The sequence below is a fragment of the Halomonas denitrificans genome, assembly GCA_019800895.1.
In the GTDB taxonomy this organism is placed as follows: Bacteria; Pseudomonadota; Gammaproteobacteria; order Xanthomonadales; family Wenzhouxiangellaceae.
In genome coordinates this window covers 746742-764901 of sequence record JAHVKF010000003.1, presented here as the reverse complement: position 1 = coordinate 764901, position 18160 = coordinate 746742, and the positions used below count along the sequence as shown (strand labels likewise).

Here is an 18160-nt window from a genome sequence, read left to right as displayed (position 1 = left end):
AGCCGATCGAACACGGGATCGAATCATGACCATCTGCATCCACGCGGCAGCGCGCCGCGTTCGCGCGTGCGGCACCGGGCTGCTTGTCCTGCTGGTGCTTGCCGCGCAGCCCGCGACCAGCCGGGCGCAATCACTTTCGCTGGCCGAAGCGACACGACGCGCCGTCGAGGCCAACCCGGAGCTCGCGCTCTACCCCTTGAGAGACCAGGCCCTGGTCGCCGAGCGCCAGGCTGCTGCACTGCGACCAGGCTACTCGCTCGGCGTGGAGGCCGAGAACGTCCTGGGCACCGGACCGTTCCAGGGCGTTGACGGCGCGGAACTGTCCGTGTCGCTTTCTTCGGTGCTCGAACTGGGCGGTCAGCGCGATGCGCGAACGGCGGTGGTCGACTCCCGTCGGAGCGTCGTCGACGCTGAACGGCGAGCCGAGGCGTTGGACCTGGCCGGCGAAGTCGCTCGGCGATTCATCGACGGCCTGGAAGTCCAGGCCCGGATCGACCTGGCCGCCTCGGCAGAAGAGCTTGCACGGTCCGCGCTCGAGCAGGTGCGCGTGCGCGTTGAGCGCGGGGCGACACCGCGCGCTGAAGCGCTGCGCGCCGAAGCGGCAATGGTTCGGGCGGGTATCGAGAAATCCCGGTGGATCGCCGAGTTCGAGACCGCTCGGCGAGCGATCGCCAGTCTCTGGGGCGCGGACGCGCCCGCGTTCGACCGGCTCGAAGGCGACCTGTTCCGGTTCGATCCGGTGCCGGACTTCGTCACGCTGCGCCAGCGGGTCGCCGAGACGCCGGCCATCGAGACCTTCACGGCTCGAGGTCGTCTGCTCGACGCCGAGCTGGCGCTGGCAGAGGCTCGGGCGGACGGCCAGCTCGAATGGGAGGTCGGTGTTCGCCACGACGCCGGCATCGGCGACAGCGCCCTGGTCGCCGGTCTCCGCGTACCGCTGTTCCAGAAGCAGCGCAGCCGGGGGCGCATCCGGGCCGCGCGAATCGAGCGGGAGGCCGTCGAATTCCAGCAGGCCGCAGAACGACTCTCGCTCGACCAGCAGTTGTTCGAGGCATGGCGCGGTTACGCAATGCATGTCGAGGTCTCGAAGGTACTGCGAGAGGACGTGCTGCCCCTGCTCACCGAGGCGCTGGACGAGACGCAGGCAGGCTACGAGCGAGGTCGCTACACCTACCTGGACGCCGTCGCGGCGCGCCGCGAACTTCTGGAGGCACGACGCGCATTGATCGATGCCGCAGCCGCTGCACTCGCCCAGCAGGTGGTCATCGAACGCCTCACCGGAACCTCATTGAATGACCCGGCGTCGATCGGCGCCATCACGAACAATCCCGAGGAATGACCATGCATATCGTTGACTGGACACGGCAGAAGAAGGGGTCGGCCGGGCTCGCGCTGATTCTGGTGCTGACTGTTACGGGCTTCGCGGTCGCCGGCCCCGACGGATCGGACACGAGCGGAGCACACGCCCATGCGGAACGTTCTCAAGAAGTGCAACACGATGAGCATGATGGGCACGATGACGCTCACGAGGAGCGCGACGATCACCGCGGGCACGGCGATCACGAGGAGCATGATGAACGGGTCGTGATGACCTCGGACATGGCGGCGCGGATGGGCGTCGAGACCGCAATGGCCGGTCCCGGCCCGGTCCGGGTCGAAACCCGGGTGTTCGGTCGCCTCTCCTTGCCACCGGATCGGACCAGTGAAGTCCGCGCGCGGTTTCCGGGGGTCGTGCTCGAAGTCGACGTCTCGGTCGGCGACGACGTCATCGCCGGCCAGCGCGTCGCGCTCGTCGAATCGGACGACAGCCTGCAGCGCTACGAGGTGCGGGCCCCGATCGCCGGACGCGTGCTCGAGCGGTTCGTCAACCCCGGCGAGACCGCCGGTGCCTCGCCGCTGCTTCGCATCGTCGATTCGTCCACGCTCTGGGCCGAGCTGTCCATCTTCCCCCGTCAACGGCAGGGGGTTCGGCCGGGCCAAGCCGTTTCTATCCGGCACGATGCACGCAGCACGGACGGCGTCATCGAGCATGTCCTGCCGAACGGCGCCGGACACGTGCCGGTGACCGCTCGGGTGATCCTGCGCAACGACGACCTGCAGTGGGCGCCCGGGGAACTGGTCGAGGCCTCTATCGCGATCGATCAGTCCGAGGTGCCGGTGACGGTCCCATGGACGGCGCTGCAGACCTACGAGGGCCGGGACGTGGTCTTCGTGCTCGACGGCGATGTCTACGCTCCGCGCCCGGTCGAGCTGGGTCGGCGCGACGCGCGCGTCGTGGAGATCGTCCGGGGACTTGCAGCGGGCGAGCGCTATGTCGCAGTGAACAGCTACCTGCTGAAGGCCGACCTCGAAAAGGCCGGAGCAGCTCATGCGCATTGATGCCGAAGGTCCGATCGATCGACTGATCCGGTTCTCGGTCGAGCGCCGCTTCCTGGTCCTTTCACTGATTCTCGTGGTCGTGGGCCTGGGGGCGTGGAACCTGCAGCGATTGACGATCGATGCCGTGCCGGACATCACCAACGTCCAGGTGCAGATCAATACGGAAGCGCCCGGCTACTCGCCGCTGGAGGCCGAACAACGCATCACCTTTCCGGTCGAGACCGCGCTGTATGGCCTGCCCGGGCTGTCCTACACGCGTTCGCTCTCGCGCTACGGGCTGTCGCAGGTCACGGTGGTGTTCGAAGAAGGCACGGACATCTACCATGCGCGCAATCTGCTCGACGAGCGGCTGGCGTCGATCCGAAGTCAGCTGCCCTCGGGCCTGGAGCCTCGCATGGGGCCGATCGCGACCGGACTCGGAGAGATCTTCATGTACTCCGTCGAGGCCGATCCGGGAGCGACCGACGCGAACGGGCGTCCATTGGATGCGACCGCACTTCGAGAGATCCAGGACTGGGTCATCGAGCCCCAGATGGCCCGCGTCGAGGGCGTGGTCGAGATCAACACGATGGGTGGTTTCGACAAGCAGTACCACGTCATGCCGGACCCGCGGCGGATGCTCGAGTTCGGTGTCGGGTTCGATGCGTTGGCCCGGGCGCTGGAACGCAACAACGACAATCGCGGTGCCGGTTACATCGAGCGCAACGGCCAGCAGCTGCTGGTCCGCTCGCCCGGTCAGCTTGCCGGGATCGAGGACATCGAACAGGTGGTGGTCGCGCATCACGGCGGCGTGCCGATCCGGGTCGTCGACCTGGCCGAGGTCGGCATCGGACGGGAACTGCGTAGCGGTGCAGCGACGTCGGGCGGGGAAGAGACGGTGCTGGCCACGGCGATGATGTTGACGGGAGCCAATGCGAGAACGGTGGCCCGTGATCTTGCCGAGCGATTGAAGGCCGTCCAGGCCTCGCTGCCCGAAGGTGTGCGCGTCGAAGCCGTCTACGATCGGACGAACCTGGTCGACAAGACGATCGAAACGGTGACTACCAACCTGCTCGAGGGCGCGCTGCTGGTGATCGTCGTGCTGTTCCTGCTGCTCGGCAACCTGCGTGCGGCGCTGATCACGGCAGCCGTGATACCCCTGTCCATGCTGGCCACGGTCACCGGCATGACGCAGGCCGGCGTTTCGGCCAACCTGATGAGCCTCGGCGCGCTGGACTTCGGTCTGATTGTCGACGGCGCAGTGATCATCGTCGAGAACTGCGTGCGGCGACTCTCCGATGCGCAGCGCAGGGGCAGCGGCCGGCTGGCGCTGAACGAGCGGCTTCACGTCGTCTACCAGGCGACGCGCGAGGTCATCCGGCCGAGCCTGTTCGGCGTGGCGATCATCACCGCCGTCTACATCCCGATCTTCAGCCTGACCGGCGTCGAAGGCAAGATGTTCCATCCGATGGCGGCGACCGTGGTCATGGCCCTGCTGGCCGCGATCGTGCTCTCGATCACGGTCGTGCCCGCCGCCGTGGCGGTGCTGATGGGCGGTCGGGTGCGCGAGCGCGACGTCGGCCTGATCGGCGGCGCGAAGCGCGTCTATCGGCCCGTGCTCGGCTTCGTGCTCCGGTTCCGCGCCCTGACCGTGCTGGCGGCGGTCGGCCTGGTCGCTGGCGCGCTGTGGCTGCTGACGACGCTGGGCTCGGAGTTCATTCCACAGCTCGACGAAGGCGACATTGCGCTGCATGGTCTGCGGATTCCCGGCACGGGCCTCGAGCAGTCCGTTGCGATGCAGAAGGTGCTTGACCGCGAACTGATCGAGATTCCGGAGATCCATCACGTCTTCTCGCGCATCGGTACGGCGGAAGTTGCCAGCGACCCCATGCCGCCGGGGATATCCGATACCTTCCTGATTCTGGCGCCACGCGAGGACTGGCCCGATCCAGGCAAGGCGAAGGCGGACCTGATCGAGGAGATCGAGGCGGTCGCGCGCGGCGTGCCCGGGTTCAACTACGAGTTCACCCAGCCGATCGAGATGCGCTTCAACGAGCTGATTTCGGGCGTTCGTGCCGATCTTGCGATCAAGGTCTACGGCGACGATCTCGAACGCCTGCGAGAAACGGCAGGCTCGGTACTGGCGCTGGTCGAGCAGGTGTCGGGTGCCGCCGATGCCCGCCTCGAGCAGGTCGACGAGCTTCCGCTGTTGTCGGTCGAGCCGGATCGCATTGCGCTTGCGCGCTACGGGCTGTCCGTTGCCGACGTACAGGACCTGGTCGCGCTGGCGTTCGCCGGACGCGACGTGGGCGTGATCTACGAGGGGGATCGCCGCTTCCGGCTGCAGGTCCGGCTGGCCGAGACGCTACGCACCGATCTGTCCTGGCTGGAGTCCTTGCCGATTGCCCGGCCGAACGGCGAGTTCGTTCCGCTGGGCGAGGTCGCGACGGCGCAATTGCGCCCATCGCCTGCGCAGATCAGCCGGGAGAACGGCAAGCGCCGGGTCGTGGTCACGGCCAACGTGCGCGACCGCGACCTGGGAAGCTTCGTCGAGGAAATCCGGCAACGAATCGATGCCGACCTCGATATTCCGGCCGGCTACTGGGTCGAGTACGGTGGCACCTTCGAGCAGCTCGAGTCGGCCAGCCGGCGGCTGGCGGTGGTCGTCCCGGTGACACTGGCGATCATCTTCGGCCTGCTTGTGCTGGCGCTGGGTTCCTTCCGCGATTCGCTGATCATCTTCACGGGCGTGCCGCTGGCTGTCACCGGCGGCGTGCTCGCGCTCTGGCTGCGGGACATGCCGCTGTCGATCTCGGCCGGCGTCGGCTTCATCGCCCTGTCCGGAGTCGCGGTACTGAACGGCCTGGTCATGGTCGCGTTCATCCGAGACCTGAGAGCGCGAAGCGACGACCTGCGCGAAGCCGTGATCGAAGGCGCGCTGGTGCGCCTCCGACCGGTGCTGATGACGGCGCTGGTCGCGAGCCTCGGCTTCGTGCCGATGGCGCTGAATACCGGCGTCGGTTCCGAAGTGCAGCGGCCGCTGGCCACGGTCGTGATCGGCGGAATCGTGTCGTCGACCCTGCTGACGCTGCTGGTGTTGCCGGTGCTGTACGACTGGGTCCATCGGTCGAGGGCGCGCGCCGGAGGCCGCTGATCGGGCGCGAATCGACGGGATCGGATTTCGCCTGGCACTGCTGGCCGCCCACAGGCAGTCCGGTCGCCGGCAGGGCAGCCTCCCACAGCCCCTTCGATTCGGCGCCTAAGGTTGCTTTCACCTGTGGGAGGGCGCCTGCTCGCGACCCCATCGGGTCTGGCCGGGTCGGCTGCAAGGCAGCCTTGTATGTTCGTTCCTGCAGGTCGCAGCGTAGGCCTGTCGAGGTGGAGGGACTAGCCGGCCCTCTGGCCATACGGCACAGACTGTGGAAGATATCGTCCCGCCCCTCGCCATAGCGCGGATAAGGAATCCATCGGCCGTGCAGGACCGAGGATCTATGCAAGGCAGCGCAGCAGGGAGCCCCGACAAGCCTGATCCATGCCTAAGCTTGGAGGAAGCGCTCATGGCAATGCGAACGGAAGCCACCGACATCGGTATCGATGTCAGCAAGGCCAGCCTGGCCGTCGCTCACAACGAGGATGCGATCGCCGAGATCGCCAGCGATGCCGGGTCGATCCGTGCCTGGCTCAAGACCTTGCCGGGTCTCGCCCGGATCGCGGTCGAAGCCACCGGCGTGTTCCACGTCGAACTGGTCGAGCAGGCGCATCGCGCCGGGCTCGTGGTCTATGTGGTCGACGGCTATCGGCTGAACCGATACCGAGAGAGCATCAGCGGCCGGGCCAAGGACGATGCGAGCGATGCACGGCTGCTGAAGCGCTACCTGGAGCGGGAGGCCTCCGAGCTTCGGCCCTGGAGCCCTCCGCCCAGGGGCTATCGGGACCTGCAGCGCCTGCTGCTGCGACGAGCACGACTGATCCAGAGCCGGACCCGCATCGATCAAAGCCTGCGCGGACTGACCGAGCTCGGCCCGAGCCGAAGGGCGCTGATCCGGCATATCGATCAAATCGACCGTTTGATCCTCAAGCGCATCCGGAGCGTCCTCCGGAGCCAGCAATGGCGATCGGATGCTCGAGGCTGCAGGCCTTGGAAGGGATCGGAGAGCTGACGGCCGCAGGACTGATGATGGCCTTCCACCGGGAAGCGTTCCGGTCCGGGGATGCCTTCATCGCCTTCCTCAGGCTGGATGTCTAGGTTCGGGAGTCGGGCACGATGCGAGGTCGCAGGAAGCTGACCAAGAAGGGGCGAGCCGAACTGCGGCGCCTGCTGTACATGGCGGCGATGGCTGCTCGCAGATCCGAGACGCGGCGCGGCTTCTACGATCGCCACCGAGCCCGAGGCCTGTCGACGATCCAGGCGCTGGTCGCACTCGCGAGAAAGCTCGCCCGCGTGGCCTTCGCCTTGCTCATGAACGCGACCGAGTACCAGCCTAGGATCAGCAGCAGAGCTTGCACTGCGACATAGAATCTCCCACAGGTAGTCCCGTCGCCTGCAGGGCAGCCTCCCACAGAGGCGTTTTCCACAATTCCTGTCGTCCCTCGCCCCCGGCGACTTGATCTTCCCAGATCAGTCCCCTCGCAACATACACGCGACTTTACGCTTCAACATCTTGACTCTGTTCGATTTTTCTGGATCGAGATGCCAGAAAGCCGATCGAGCGCCCCGCTAGCCGGTGCTAGCCTGAAACCGCGTTGGCCCACCCCGAAGACTTCGACGATGCACCTGACCCGACTCCCGTTCGTGCCGCTCCTTGCGGTCGCTTCAGCGATATTCCTGTCGCCTCTTGACGTTCAAGCCGTGTACCCGGAGACCGGCATGTACGTTGAAACCAGCCAGGAGGCGCGAGGAAAGGGGTACTACATCGAGCTGCAGGGCGACACGGTGTTCTTGGTGATTTATGCGTACGACGAGGAAACCGGGGAGGCCGAAATTTATACTGCCGCGTCCGAGATTCGCGACGATGCAGTGTCGATGGGATTCTTGCTTCCCGATGACCCGCCCTTCTCGACGGACGGCTATTTCCCCTTGCACTGGATGACCGGAAGGCTGTTCAGAGTCACGGATGGCCCCTGTCTCGACTGCGGAGGCCCGCCCGACGGCTTCGTGACCGAAGGTTGGGGATGTCGGTGTCTGGTTTCCGTACACGGGGTTGATTCGGATTGCGTATACCTCGGACGATCAATCAGAGATTCTGGAGACGTTTGCGGTCAAGCAGAATTTCGGACACGGGGAAATCTTGAACACCAACAAGCGGCTCCAGTTTCATGAAGTCATGGGCCAATGGCTTTTCGCTGATCAATCCGACCCGTCGCGTCCGCCCTGGCGGTTCAACTTTGACGAACGAGTTCCCGAGGCGCCGGGCCCGCAGAACACGATTTCACTGGAAACTCCTTTTGAAGTCACTTACCGGGACTCGACGACCTCCGCCGAGTTTCGATGTCAGGTGATCCCGCCTTCGGCCGGCGGAGACACCCAGGATGGCTGCGAATTGCATCTGAACGGCGAGGTGCTGTTCTCGGCTGCAGCACGCGACATCGGCGCAACTAGAATCCGCGCGTTCCTGGGTGAGTTGGCGCCCCTGATCTTCGATGACGGTCCGGTTCGCCCGGAATTCACGCGCGGACCCGATGCCGTCATCGGCGTCCGCATCGAAACCCCGCCCGATCTCGACGGCGAACCCTGAGAGAACCGCTAAAGCAAAAAGTCGCTGGATCCCGGGTCAAGCCCGGGACGACAGTGAGTTGGTGCCTTCCTCGCCTTCCTCGCCTTCCTCGCCTTCTGCGTTCATCCGCGTTCATCTGCGGTTCCAACGCTCTTGCTCTTGCTTTTCCTCTGCGTCTCCGCGTCTCTGCGAGAAAACGCTTTTCGAACCGCCCTCAAGCCCGCTGACGCCCCATCCAGGAAATCACCAGCGCCAGGGCGAAGGGAACGAGGCGTTCGATGGCGTCACCGGGGGCGTTCGGGGTGAAGCTCAGGGCGACGGTCAGGAGGAACCCCGTCAGCATGGCCGCCAGGCGGTAGCCGGGCTTCACGGGGCCGCCGAACAGCAGCACGAGGAGCAATGGGCCGAAGGCGTTGCCGAGGCCCTGCCAGGCGAACAGCACGCGCTCGAAGATGGTGGCCGGGAAGTAGAGGGCCAGCAGGACGGCGGCGATGCCGAGGACGACGATTACGATCCGGTCGGCAGCGAGCGAGAAGCGTCCGTTGCGGAGGTCGTGACTGACCGCCGAGCCGGCGACCAGGAGCTGGCTGTCGGCCGTCGACATGATCGCGGCCAACACGCCGCCGGCGATCAGGCCGCCGATCACCGCCGGCAACAGGTCGGCGGCGAGTACGAGCAGCAGCGATTCACCGTCCTCGAGCTCGGGCATCAGGACCCGCCCGGCCCATCCGAGAAGGACCATGCCGGTGTAGATCAGCGCGGCCCAGGTCAGCGCGACATTGCGCGCCAGGCGGATCGACTCGGCCTTTTCCAGCGCCATGAAGCGGTTGACCACGTGCGGCTGGCCCGGGTAGCCGATACCGATACCGAACAGGCCGGCGACGAACACCACGGCGAGCGGCAGGTTCGGCTGGTCGGCCCAGCGGACCAGCGACGGATCGTCGAGCGCGCGCAGGCCGTCGAAGATGCCGTCGAAACCGCCCACGGCCACCAGCGCCGCGATCGGCAGCACGATGGCGACCAGCAGCATCATCAGCCCCTGCAGCGCATCGGTGACGCTGGCCGCCCAGAAACCGCCGAGGAACACGTAGGCGATGACGATCGCGGCACCCGCGATGATCGAGAAGGTCGCGGTCACCGGCAGCGCGGCGCCGATCGCGGTGCCCGCGGCCTGGAACTGCGAGGCCACGTAGAAGGTGAAGCAGAACAGGATGATCAGCGCGCCCAGCGCGCGGAGCCGGCGCTCGGAGGCCGGGTCGGTCCCCTTGGCCAGATACTCGACGAGGGTAAGCGAGCCGTCGGCGTGGCTGGCCGGCTGCAGGCGGGGGGCGATGAACACCCAGTTGATGACGAAGCCGATCAGGATCGCAGGCACCAACCAGATCGCCGAAAGCCCCCAGGCGTAGGCCGCGCCGCTCATGCCCAGCAACGTCCAGGCCGACGACGAGGACGCCGAGGCCGAGAGCGCGGCGACCCAGGGCCCCATCTTCCGGCCGGCGAGGTGGAAGTCGGCGGTGTCCTGGGTGCGGCGCTGGGCCCAGGCCCCGATCGCGAGCAGCGCGACCAGGTAGGCGAGCATCGTGGCGATCAGCATGGCGGTCCCGAAAGCAAGTCAGACGCCATTGTACGAGCCGCCCGGGAGCGCTTGCCAAGCGATTTCAGGGATAGAAAAGGGGCCGACCCCCGAGGAGGCCGGCCCGTGCCGTCGATCGTCGTTCGTAGACGAATCCGCGATCAGAACTTGTAGGTGAACCGCAGGCGGACGTCGCGATCGCGCTGCAGCTGCTCCGCGCCTTCGCGACGCTCGAGCTCCCGGCGCCAGCGAGCGCGGAACTCGAAGCGCAGCGCCGAGGTCATCTTGTACTGCCAGCGGAACTCGGCGAGTTCGTTGTTCTGGCGGAAGTCGTTGGAAATCAGCATACCGCCGTCGGACTGGCCATAGTTCAGGCCCACCGAGTGCTTCGGGAACACGTTGACCAGGTCGGTGCCGACCTGCCAACCCCAGCCGTCGACGTCGCCGGAGCCCGGCAGGCCCAGGGTGGACTTCAGCGGCGTGTTCGGCGCGTGGGCGATCTCGCCGACCGCGACCAGGCGTCGTCCGGCATCGTCCAGGTCCCAGCCCGCACCGAGCTTGAACGCGCCGAGCAGGTAGTCGTCGCGCTCGGCGCTGGCCGTGCCGGCCGGGGCCAGCGCGTCCGGGTACACGGTCAGGGAGAAGGTGCGGAAGAACACGGGTCCGACCTCGGCCTCGCTGCCGATGACGCCGAAGAATCCGATGCGGGCGTCGCTGTCGTCGAAGGTGATCGGGCCGCGGAAGGTCTGCCCGTTGCCGTCGCGGCCGTTGTACTGGACCACGCCTTCGCCGTACCAGCCGTTGGCGAAGTCGCGGCGATAGGAAACGCCGTCGGTCCAGCCGATGTTGATCGAGCTGGCCTGGCTGCGGTCGAAGCTGCGCGATGCCATGTGCGGGAGGTCGAGATCGGACTGCATCCGGCCGACGGTCCAGCGCGACCGGCCGTCGCCCGACTCGCACTGGACGAACAGCTCGTCGAGCGTGGCCGTGCCGCCGTTGACGCCCGTGCCGCTGTCGCGATTGGCGCGGATGTAGGCGTCCCAGTCGTTGCCCGACTCGTTGATCCGGGTCGCGAAGCGGGTCTGGAACTCGCAGTTCTCGCTGACTTCGCGCTCCAGGCGCAGGCGGAAGCGGGCTCCGATCGACGTGGCGTCATCGGTACCGCCGGAGCGCGTGTCGCGCCAGTTCTCGGCGTACATGTGGGTGCGGAAATCGCCGCTGATGTCCCATTCCGACGCGACGGCGCCGGCGGGAATCGCGAACAGGAATGCTGCGGCGCAGGCGACCGCCGGGCTGGACTTGGAAAAACGCATGGGTTCGACTCGCTGTTGGGCTGACGGAACGATATGACGGTTTTGTTGCTGTTTCATTACAGCTCCGGGTCTGCACGTCGTTCGATCTCGCATCGCTGACGGAACAGCCGCATCAGCCGCCGGAGCGACGGGGCGGCGCGATCCGGATCCGGATGGACGAGGAACAGCGACGCCGTGCGCTGCCCCGCCGGTCCGAGGGGCAGCGGCAGGAGCTCGCCGCGCTCGAGTTCGTCGCGGACGTTGGCCCGGGCGAACCACGCGAAACCCAGGCCCATGCAGGCCGCGCGGATCGAGGTCGCCTTGTGGCTGACGGTCCAGCGCTGCTCGGCGTCAAGCACGCTGACTCCGGCGCTGCGACGGCGGCCGGAGTCGCGCACGAGCAGGTGGCGATGCCGGCGCAGGTCGGCCAGGGAGATGTCCCGGCCGAGCCGGTGAAGCGGGTGCGTAGGTGCCGCACAGCAGACGAATTCGACCTCGAGCAGGCGCTCGCCGACGAAGCCGGGAGGCACCGTCGAGGCGATCGCCAGGTCGACGTCGCCCCTCTCGATCAACTCCTGCGTCCCGCCGAGCACCGATTCGTACAGCTCGACGCGCGTATCGGGGTGATCCTCGCCGAACGCGGCCAGGACCCGGAGCAGGTGCCAGGTCGGATAGATGATCTCCACCGCCAGCCGCAGCTCGGCCGGCTCGCCGGCCGACAGGGCCCCGGCCAGGCGCTCGAGACGCGCCGCCTCGTCGATCAGCTGGCGCGCCCGCCGAACCAGCACGCGACCGGCCTCCGTCGGCACGGATCGGCGACCCTCGCGGCGGAAGATGGTCACATCGAGCTGTTCGGCGATCCGCTGCACCGCGTGGGTGACCGAGGATTGCGACTTGTGCAGGGCCTCGGCGGCCGCGACGAAGCTGCCCGTATCCACCACCGCCACCAGCGCCCGCCACTGCTCGAGCGTAACGCGACCCGCCTTCATATCTGTTTTATCGATCATTTGGAGCGAAATTATCCGCTTTTTTATCGACCAAACCAATTATAAGCTGCGTCCATGTCGAATCGATGGAGCACCCCATGACGCCTTCAATCCCCCACCATGCGTTGCTGGTCACCTCGAGCCTGAGCGGCGAGGCCGGCACGTCGTCGGCCCTTGCACGCGACTACCTCGACCGGCTGGCCACCCGCGGGCCGGACCTTCGCATCACCCACCGCGACCTGGCCGGCGACCCGCCGCCGCATCTGGATGCCGAGACCTTCGCGGCGTTCGGCACGTCGCCGGACGAGCGCAGCGCGGTCCAGCGCGAGCGCGTGGCCTGGTCCGATGCCGCGATCGCCGAGCTACGGGCCGCCGACCTCGTCGTGGTCGCCGCGCCGATGTACAACTTCGGCGTCCCGTCCGCGCTCAAGGCCTGGATGGACCACGTCGCCCGGGCGGGGATCACGTTCCGCTATACCGACCGCGGGCCGCAGGGACTGCTGACCGGGCGCCGCGCGGTGGTCGTGTCGACCCGCGGCGGCCGCTATGCCGGCACCGCCGCCGACAGCCAGACCCCGTTCATCGAGACCTTTCTCGGATTTCTCGGGCTGGGGCCGATCGAATTCGTTCACGCCGAAGGCCTCGCGATGGGCGAGGATCACGCCGCGGCCGCGCTCGAGTCCGCCCAGCGCGATCTAGAGCGGCTGGCCGCCTGATGGTCCCCCGGGACAGGAGCACGACCATGACCGAACGACGCATCCGCTTTTCCCTGGACTCGATTCCGGCTTCCGACGGGGCCGGCGTCAGGCTCCGCCGCAGCCTCGGCGCGAGGCGCGGGCTGCACCTGGACCCGTTCCTGATGCTCGACGAGTTCTCGTCCGACGACCCGGACGACTACATCGCCGGCTTCCCGCCGCACCCGCACCGCGGCTTCGAGACCGTGACCTACATGCTCGACGGCCGGATGGAGCACAAGGACCACATGGGCAACACCGGCCGCCTGGACCCGGGCGGCGTGCAGTGGATGACCGCCGGGCGCGGCGTGATCCACTCGGAGATGCCGCGCCAGCGCGAGGGCCGGCTCCGGGGCTTCCAGCTGTGGATCAACCTGCCGGCGGCCGAGAAGATGCGTCCGCCCGCGTATCGCGACCTGGCGCCGCAGGACATTCCGGAATTCGAGCCCGCGAACGGGGTCCGGATCCGGGCCATCGCAGGCGCCACGAGCCTGCGCGCCGACGGGCGCTCCGACGACATCCTCGGCGCGATCAACACCGGCCACGAGCGAAGCACCGACCCGCTGCTGCTCGATGTGGCGCTGGCGGCAGGCCGATCGGTCGAGATCGACCTGCCGCCCGGCCACAACGCCTTCGCCTACGCGGTCGACGGCACGCCGCAGGTCGCCGGCGAGGCGCTGTCGGCGAACGCCGCCGGCCTGCTCGGCCCCGGCGACCGGGTGGTCCTGTCGGCACCGGACGACGAACCGGCCCGGGTTCTCCTGCTGGCCGCGAAGCCGATCGAGGAGCCCGTGGTCCAGTACGGACCGTTCGTGATGAACACGCGCGAGGAGATCGAACAGGCCATGATCGACTACCGGAACGGGACGTTGACCGACGCGACCGACGCGTGAGGCCGGACTGACCCTGCGGCGCACAGGACTGTACTTGCATACAGTATCCTGTGCGCATGCGCGCCGCCCGTCCCGACCCCGACTACGCCGAACTCCACGCGCTGAGCCACTTCAGCTTCCGCCGGGGCGCCTCCGCCCCGGCCGAGCTGGTCGAACGCGCCCACGCGCTCGGCTACCGCGCGCTGGCGCTGACCGACACCTGTTCGATGGCCGGCGTGGTGCGGGCCTTCGAGGCCGCGCGCGAGGTCGGGATGACGCTGATCATCGGCAGCGAACTGGTCGCCGACTGCGGCACCCACCTGGTGCTGCTGGCCGAGCGCCAGGCCGGCTACGCGGCGATCTGCCGGCTGATCACGCAAGCGCGCCGGCGCGCGAAGAAGGGCACGTACTCATTCAGAATCAATGATCTGGAAGATTCTGTTGAGGACGTTTCTGCGATCTGGAAACCGCCGCTGGGCCGGCTGGATGCGGCCGCCGGCACCGTCGCGCCGCTGCGCGCCGCGTTCGGTTCCCGCTTGTGGCTGGGCGCCACCCGGCGCCTGGTGCCCGGTGAACGGGAAGCCTTCGAGCGCCTCGACGCGTTCGGCCGGCGCCACGGCCTGCCCCGGCTGGCCTGCGGCGACGTACGGATGCACCGCCGAAGCCGTCGCGCGCTGCTCGACGTGCTCACGGCGCTGGACCACGACCGGCCGCTGGGCGAATGCGGCCGCGCCCTGGCCGCCAACGGCGAAGCCCACCTGCGCCGACGCGCGACCCTGGCAACGCTGTATCCCGAGCCGTGGCTGGCCGAGACGCTGCGCGTGGCCGAGCGCTGCGCGTTCCGGCTCGACGCGCTGGGCTACCGCTATCCGAAGGAACTCGTCCCTGCCCCCCTGACGCCGACCCAGCACCTGCGCAGCCTGACCCTGGACGGGATGAAGCGCCGCTGGCCCGCCGGTCCGCCGGACGCGGTCCGCGCCCAGGTCGCGCACGAATTGAAGCTGATCGAGGACATGGGCTTCGAGGCCTTCTTCCTGACCGTCCATGACGTGGTCACCTTCGCGCGGGACCGCGGCATCCTCTGCCAGGGCCGCGGCTCGGCGGCCAATTCCGCGGTCTGCTACTGCCTGGGCATCACCGAAGTCGACCCCTCGGCCCAGCAGCTGCTGTTCGAGCGCTTCATCTCGAAGGAGCGCAACGAGCCGCCGGACATCGACGTGGACTTCGAGCACGAGCGGCGCGAGGAGGTGCTGCAGTACATCTACGGGAAGTACGGCCGCGAACGCGCCGCCCTGGCCGCGACCGTGATCCACTACCGGCCGAAGAGCGCGCTGAAGGACGTCGGCCGCGCGCTGGGCCTGGACCCCACCCGGATGAACCGGCTGACCGCGTCGCTGGCGTGGTGGGACAAGCCGGACTGCTGGCCGGAGCGGCTGCGCGCGGCCGGCTTCGACCCCGATTCCGAGTCGGTGCACCGGCTGCTGGCCCTGACCCGGGAGCTCGTGGGCATGCCGCGTCACCTGTCGCAGCACGTCGGCGGCATGGTGATCAGCGACGCTCCGCTGCACGAGCTGGTGCCGGTCGAGAACGCCGCGATGGCCGACCGCACGATCATCCAGTGGGACAAGGACGACCTCGAGACCCTGGGCCTGCTGAAGGTCGACTGCCTGGCGCTCGGCATGCTGACCGCCCTGCGCAGGAGCCTGGACCTCGTCAACGACTGGCACCGGCGCACCCGGCCCGGGGCGCCGCCGCTGACCATGGCCTCGATCCCGCGCGAGGACCCGGCGACCTACGCGATGCTTTCGGCCGGCGACGCCGTCGGCGTCTTCCAGGTCGAGTCGCGCGCCCAGATGGCGATGCTGCCGCGCCTCAAGCCCGCTTGTTTCTACGACCTGGTCATCGAGGTCGCGATCGTCCGGCCGGGCCCGATCCAGGGCGACATGGTCCACCCCTACCTCGAGCGCCGCGCCGACCCGTCGAAGGTCCGCTACCCGGGCCCGGATCTGGAGAAGGTCCTCAAGCGCACGCTCGGGGTGCCGATCTTCCAGGAACAGGTGATGCAGATCGCGATCGTCGCGGCCGGCTTCACTCCCGGCGAGGCCGACCAGCTGCGGCGCGCGATGGCGGCCTGGAAACGTCGCGGCGGGTTGGAGCCGTTCCGCGAGAAGCTGGTCGCCGGCATGCAGGCGCGCGGCTACCCGGCCGACTTCGCCGAGCGGATCTACAGCCAGATCCAGGGTTTCGGCGACTACGGCTTCCCGGAATCGCACGCCGCCAGCTTCGCCCTGCTGACCTGGTTCTCGTCGTGGATGAAGCGTCACCATCCCGCCGCGTTCTGCTGCGGACTGCTGAACAGCCAGCCGATGGGCTTCTACGCGCCGGCCCAGCTGATCGCCGACGCTCGGCGCCACGGCGTCAAGGTCCTGCCGGTCGACGTCCGCGCCAGCGACGTGGACTGCACGCTGTGCCCGGCACCGGGCCGGGCCGGCGGACCGGATGACGGACCGGGTCGCGAGCCGGCCATCCGTCTCGGCCTTCGCCAGGTCCGCGGGCTGGCCGAAGAGGCGGCCGAACGGCTGGTCCGGGCACGGGAGCATCGTCCCTTCTCCGATGCCGTCGACCTGGCCGAGCGCGCCGGGCTGGATGCCGGGGCAATGCGCGCGCTGGCCGAGGCCGATGCCCTCAAGGGGCTGGCCGGACATCGCCGCCGGGCGCGCTGGCAGGCCCTCGGCGCGCGCCGCCAGGGCGACCTGCTGGCCGGGGCGCAGCTGCAGGAGCGTCAGCCGCAGCTCGGCCTGCCGGCAGTGCGCGAGGAACTGATCGACGACTACGCGGCCACCGGACTGTCGCTGGACCACCACCCCGTCGCCCTGCTCCGCGGCCGCCTGGGGCGGCGCGTGCAGCGGGCCCGCACGCTGGCCGACCTGGCCGACGGCGTGCCGGTCCAGGCCGCCGGCGTGGTCACCCATCGCCAGCGGCCCGGCACGGCCTCGGGCGTGGTGTTCCTGTCGCTGGAAGACGAGACCGGCATCGTCAACGTGATCGTCTGGCCGAAGCTGCTGGACCGGTTCCGCGCCGAAGTGCTGCAGGCCAAGTTGCTGAAGGTGACCGGCACGCTGCAGAACGCCGACGGCACCCAGCACGTCGTCGCCCGCCGCTTCGATTCGCTGGACGGCTGGCTGGACGGACTGGCCGCGGACTCGCGGGATTTCTGTTGATGGGAGGCAGGGGTGAGGGGCAAGGGGTCAGGGACGAGCGAAACACCAACCCTCGCCCGGGCAGTACGGGTGCGCCGGCCAACGGCGAGGCTGCCACGAACGACCGGCCCCTGGCCCCCTCCAACCAGTCCCTGGCCCCTGGCCCCTTCCAACGCCACCTAGCCCCGCACGTACCGCCTCTGGTGGTCGACCGTGCCCACGTAGAACAGCCCTTCCCCCAGCCCGTAGGCGGCCGGGTCGAGCGACTCGGCGGTATCGGCCGACTCGCCGTCACGGACGAAGCGCTCGTAGTCCGTGATATCCAGCATGCGACGGCGCGCCAGGTCGTCCGCGGGGTCCAGCGCCGAGGACCAGTCCGACGCGGCTTCGGCCACTTCGCCGAGACAGAACGTGGCGCCGCAGCCACTCCCGTAGGAAAACAGGCTGATCGACCGGCCCGCGAACCGGTCGGCCGCCTGGCGCAACAGGTCGATCAGGGCCAGGAACAGCGACCCGGTGTAGATGTTGCCGATCTCCGCATTCAGCTCCAACCAGGGCGCGACGCGTCGGCCGTGGTCCTCGGCCAGCAGGTGCCGGTCGGCGTCGCGTTCGAGGTCCAGCGGCGCACCGCGCTCGATCTCCAGGTGGCGCTGGTGCGCCTTCTTGGCCATCTTGACGAACGGCACGTGATACAGGCACGCGGCCAGGTCGTCGAGCAGCTCGGCGCCGGGTCCGACCGCATCGGCCCGGGCGGCGGTCAATGCGTCGAGATAGCACCGGATCGAATAGTGGCCGTCCGCGAAGGCCACCTTCGAGTACAGCGGCCGCCAGAAATCCATCACCTGGCGCGTGAAGTCGCCGATCCGCGAGGGGTCGATCGTGAGCAGCCGCGGCCGTCGATCGATCACCAACGCGACGGCGCCGGCGCCCTGGGTGGGCTCACCCGGAGTGCCCAGGCCGTAGCGCGCGATGTCGGAAGCGATGACCAGCGCCTTGCGCCCGCGGGCGCGTCCGGAAGCGATCCAGTCCATCGAGGCGGTCAGGCCGGCCATCGCGCCGTAGCAGGCGTGCTTGGTTTCGAACGTTCGGCAGCGCTCGGACAGTCCGAGAAGTTCGTGCACGTAGACCGCGACCGGCTTGCTGTGGTCGACGCCCGTCTCGGTGCCGACGATCAACGTACCGATGTCGCCGGGATCGATGTCGAACGCCGAAAGCGCCCGGTCGGCCGCCGCGACCGCCAGCGAGACCGTGTCCTCGCACGGCGACGCGATCGCCATCCGACGCTGCCCGAGGCCCTGGAGAAACTTGGCGGGATCGATGCCGCGCGCAGCGGCCAGGTCGGCCAGGTCGAGGCAACCGCGCGGCCCGGCAAACGCCGCGGCATCGATACCGACGGAAGACTCCGGGCGGGCGTTCACCCAGCGCCCCTGC

12 protein-coding genes and 1 pseudogene are annotated in these 18160 nt (G+C 68.3%); 9 read left to right on the top strand and 4 right to left on the bottom strand.

The features are described from left to right. Window positions 1-25 precede the first annotated feature (25 nt). From KUV67_12015 to KUV67_11990, 6 genes and pseudogenes are all read left to right on the top strand, one after another. Entirely contained in the window at window positions 26-1339 is a 1314-nt protein-coding gene (locus KUV67_12015) for a TolC family protein (GenBank protein ID MBY6205609.1), read from the top strand. A gap of 2 nt (window positions 1340-1341) precedes the next feature. Continuing rightward, window positions 1342-2379, top strand: a complete 1038-nt coding sequence (locus tag KUV67_12010) for an HlyD family efflux transporter periplasmic adaptor subunit (GenBank protein ID MBY6205608.1) — start codon at window positions 1342-1344, stop codon at window positions 2377-2379. Next, the gene (locus KUV67_12005; GenBank protein MBY6205607.1) at window positions 2369-5512 is read left to right on the top strand and encodes a CusA/CzcA family heavy metal efflux RND transporter; all 3144 of its coding nucleotides are present in this window, start codon (window positions 2369-2371) and stop codon (window positions 5510-5512) included. Before KUV67_12010 ends, KUV67_12005 begins: the two co-directional genes overlap by 11 nt. 403 nt (window positions 5513-5915) lie before the next feature. Then, window positions 5916-6874: pseudogene (locus tag KUV67_12000) on the top strand (IS110 family transposase). A gap of 252 nt (window positions 6875-7126) precedes the next feature. Next, window positions 7127-7678 carry a hypothetical protein gene (locus tag KUV67_11995; GenBank protein ID MBY6205606.1) on the top strand — a complete coding sequence of 184 codons (552 nt, stop codon included), beginning with the start codon at window positions 7127-7129 and terminating at the stop codon, window positions 7676-7678. After that, complete coding sequence (locus KUV67_11990) at window positions 7647-8093, top strand: hypothetical protein (GenBank protein ID MBY6205605.1); 447 nt, start codon at window positions 7647-7649, stop codon at window positions 8091-8093. The genes KUV67_11995 and KUV67_11990 overlap by 32 nt, the downstream gene beginning before the upstream one ends. 193 nt (window positions 8094-8286) lie before the next feature. Here KUV67_11990 and KUV67_11985 read toward each other — a convergent pair whose 3' ends face one another. From KUV67_11985 to KUV67_11975, 3 genes are all read right to left on the bottom strand, one after another. Then, window positions 8287-9666 carry a sodium/proline symporter gene (locus KUV67_11985; GenBank protein ID MBY6205604.1) on the bottom strand — a complete coding sequence of 460 codons (1380 nt, stop codon included), beginning with the start codon at window positions 9664-9666 and terminating at the stop codon, window positions 8287-8289. Window positions 9667-9806: 140 nt separating this feature from the next. Beyond that, the gene (locus tag KUV67_11980; protein ID MBY6205603.1) at window positions 9807-10958 is read right to left on the bottom strand and encodes a hypothetical protein; all 1152 of its coding nucleotides are present in this window, start codon (window positions 10956-10958) and stop codon (window positions 9807-9809) included. Between the two features lie 56 nt (window positions 10959-11014). Continuing rightward, the gene (locus KUV67_11975; GenBank protein MBY6205602.1) at window positions 11015-11926 is read right to left on the bottom strand and encodes a LysR family transcriptional regulator; all 912 of its coding nucleotides are present in this window, start codon (window positions 11924-11926) and stop codon (window positions 11015-11017) included. 95 nt (window positions 11927-12021) lie between these two features. On the opposite strand from KUV67_11975, the gene KUV67_11970 reads away from it, so the two are divergent. The 3 genes from KUV67_11970 to KUV67_11960 are packed head-to-tail and all read left to right on the top strand — an operon-like array spanning window position 12022 to window position 16750. Further along, the gene (locus KUV67_11970; protein ID MBY6205601.1) at window positions 12022-12639 is read left to right on the top strand and encodes an NAD(P)H-dependent oxidoreductase; all 618 of its coding nucleotides are present in this window, start codon (window positions 12022-12024) and stop codon (window positions 12637-12639) included. 26 nt (window positions 12640-12665) lie between these two features. Next, entirely contained in the window at window positions 12666-13550 is an 885-nt protein-coding gene (locus KUV67_11965; GenBank protein ID MBY6205600.1) for a pirin family protein, read from the top strand. Window positions 13551-13606: 56 nt separating this feature from the next. Then, window positions 13607-16750, top strand: a complete 3144-nt coding sequence (locus KUV67_11960; GenBank protein ID MBY6205599.1) for an error-prone DNA polymerase — start codon at window positions 13607-13609, stop codon at window positions 16748-16750. Window positions 16751-16908: 158 nt separating this feature from the next. On the opposite strand, the gene KUV67_11955 is transcribed toward KUV67_11960, so the two are convergent. Beyond that, window positions 16909-18147, bottom strand: coding sequence for a hydroxymethylglutaryl-CoA synthase (locus tag KUV67_11955; GenBank protein MBY6205598.1), 1239 nt, complete (start codon window positions 18145-18147; stop codon window positions 16909-16911). Between the last annotated feature and the right edge of the window lie 13 nt (window positions 18148-18160).

Excerpts from the sequence above, each read along its gene's own strand:
- KUV67_11985 (MBY6205604.1), bottom strand. The coding sequence starts at position 9,666 with ATGCTGATCGCCACGATGCTCGCCTACCTGGTCGCGCTGCTCGCGATC.
- KUV67_11995 (MBY6205606.1), top strand. The coding sequence starts at position 7,127 with ATGCACCTGACCCGACTCCCGTTCGTGCCGCTCCTTGCGGTCGCTTCA.
- KUV67_12005 (MBY6205607.1), top strand. The coding sequence starts at position 2,369 with ATGCGCATTGATGCCGAAGGTCCGATCGATCGACTGATCCGGTTCTCG.
- KUV67_12010 (MBY6205608.1), top strand. The coding sequence starts at position 1,342 with ATGCATATCGTTGACTGGACACGGCAGAAGAAGGGGTCGGCCGGGCTC.
- KUV67_11975 (MBY6205602.1), bottom strand. The coding sequence starts at position 11,926 with ATGAAGGCGGGTCGCGTTACGCTCGAGCAGTGGCGGGCGCTGGTGGCG.
- KUV67_12015 (MBY6205609.1), top strand. The coding sequence starts at position 26 with ATGACCATCTGCATCCACGCGGCAGCGCGCCGCGTTCGCGCGTGCGGC.
- KUV67_11965 (MBY6205600.1), top strand. The coding sequence starts at position 12,666 with ATGACCGAACGACGCATCCGCTTTTCCCTGGACTCGATTCCGGCTTCC.
- KUV67_11960 (MBY6205599.1), top strand. The coding sequence starts at position 13,607 with ATGCGCGCCGCCCGTCCCGACCCCGACTACGCCGAACTCCACGCGCTG.
- KUV67_11980 (MBY6205603.1), bottom strand. The coding sequence starts at position 10,958 with ATGCGTTTTTCCAAGTCCAGCCCGGCGGTCGCCTGCGCCGCAGCATTC.
- KUV67_11970 (MBY6205601.1), top strand. The coding sequence starts at position 12,022 with ATGACGCCTTCAATCCCCCACCATGCGTTGCTGGTCACCTCGAGCCTG.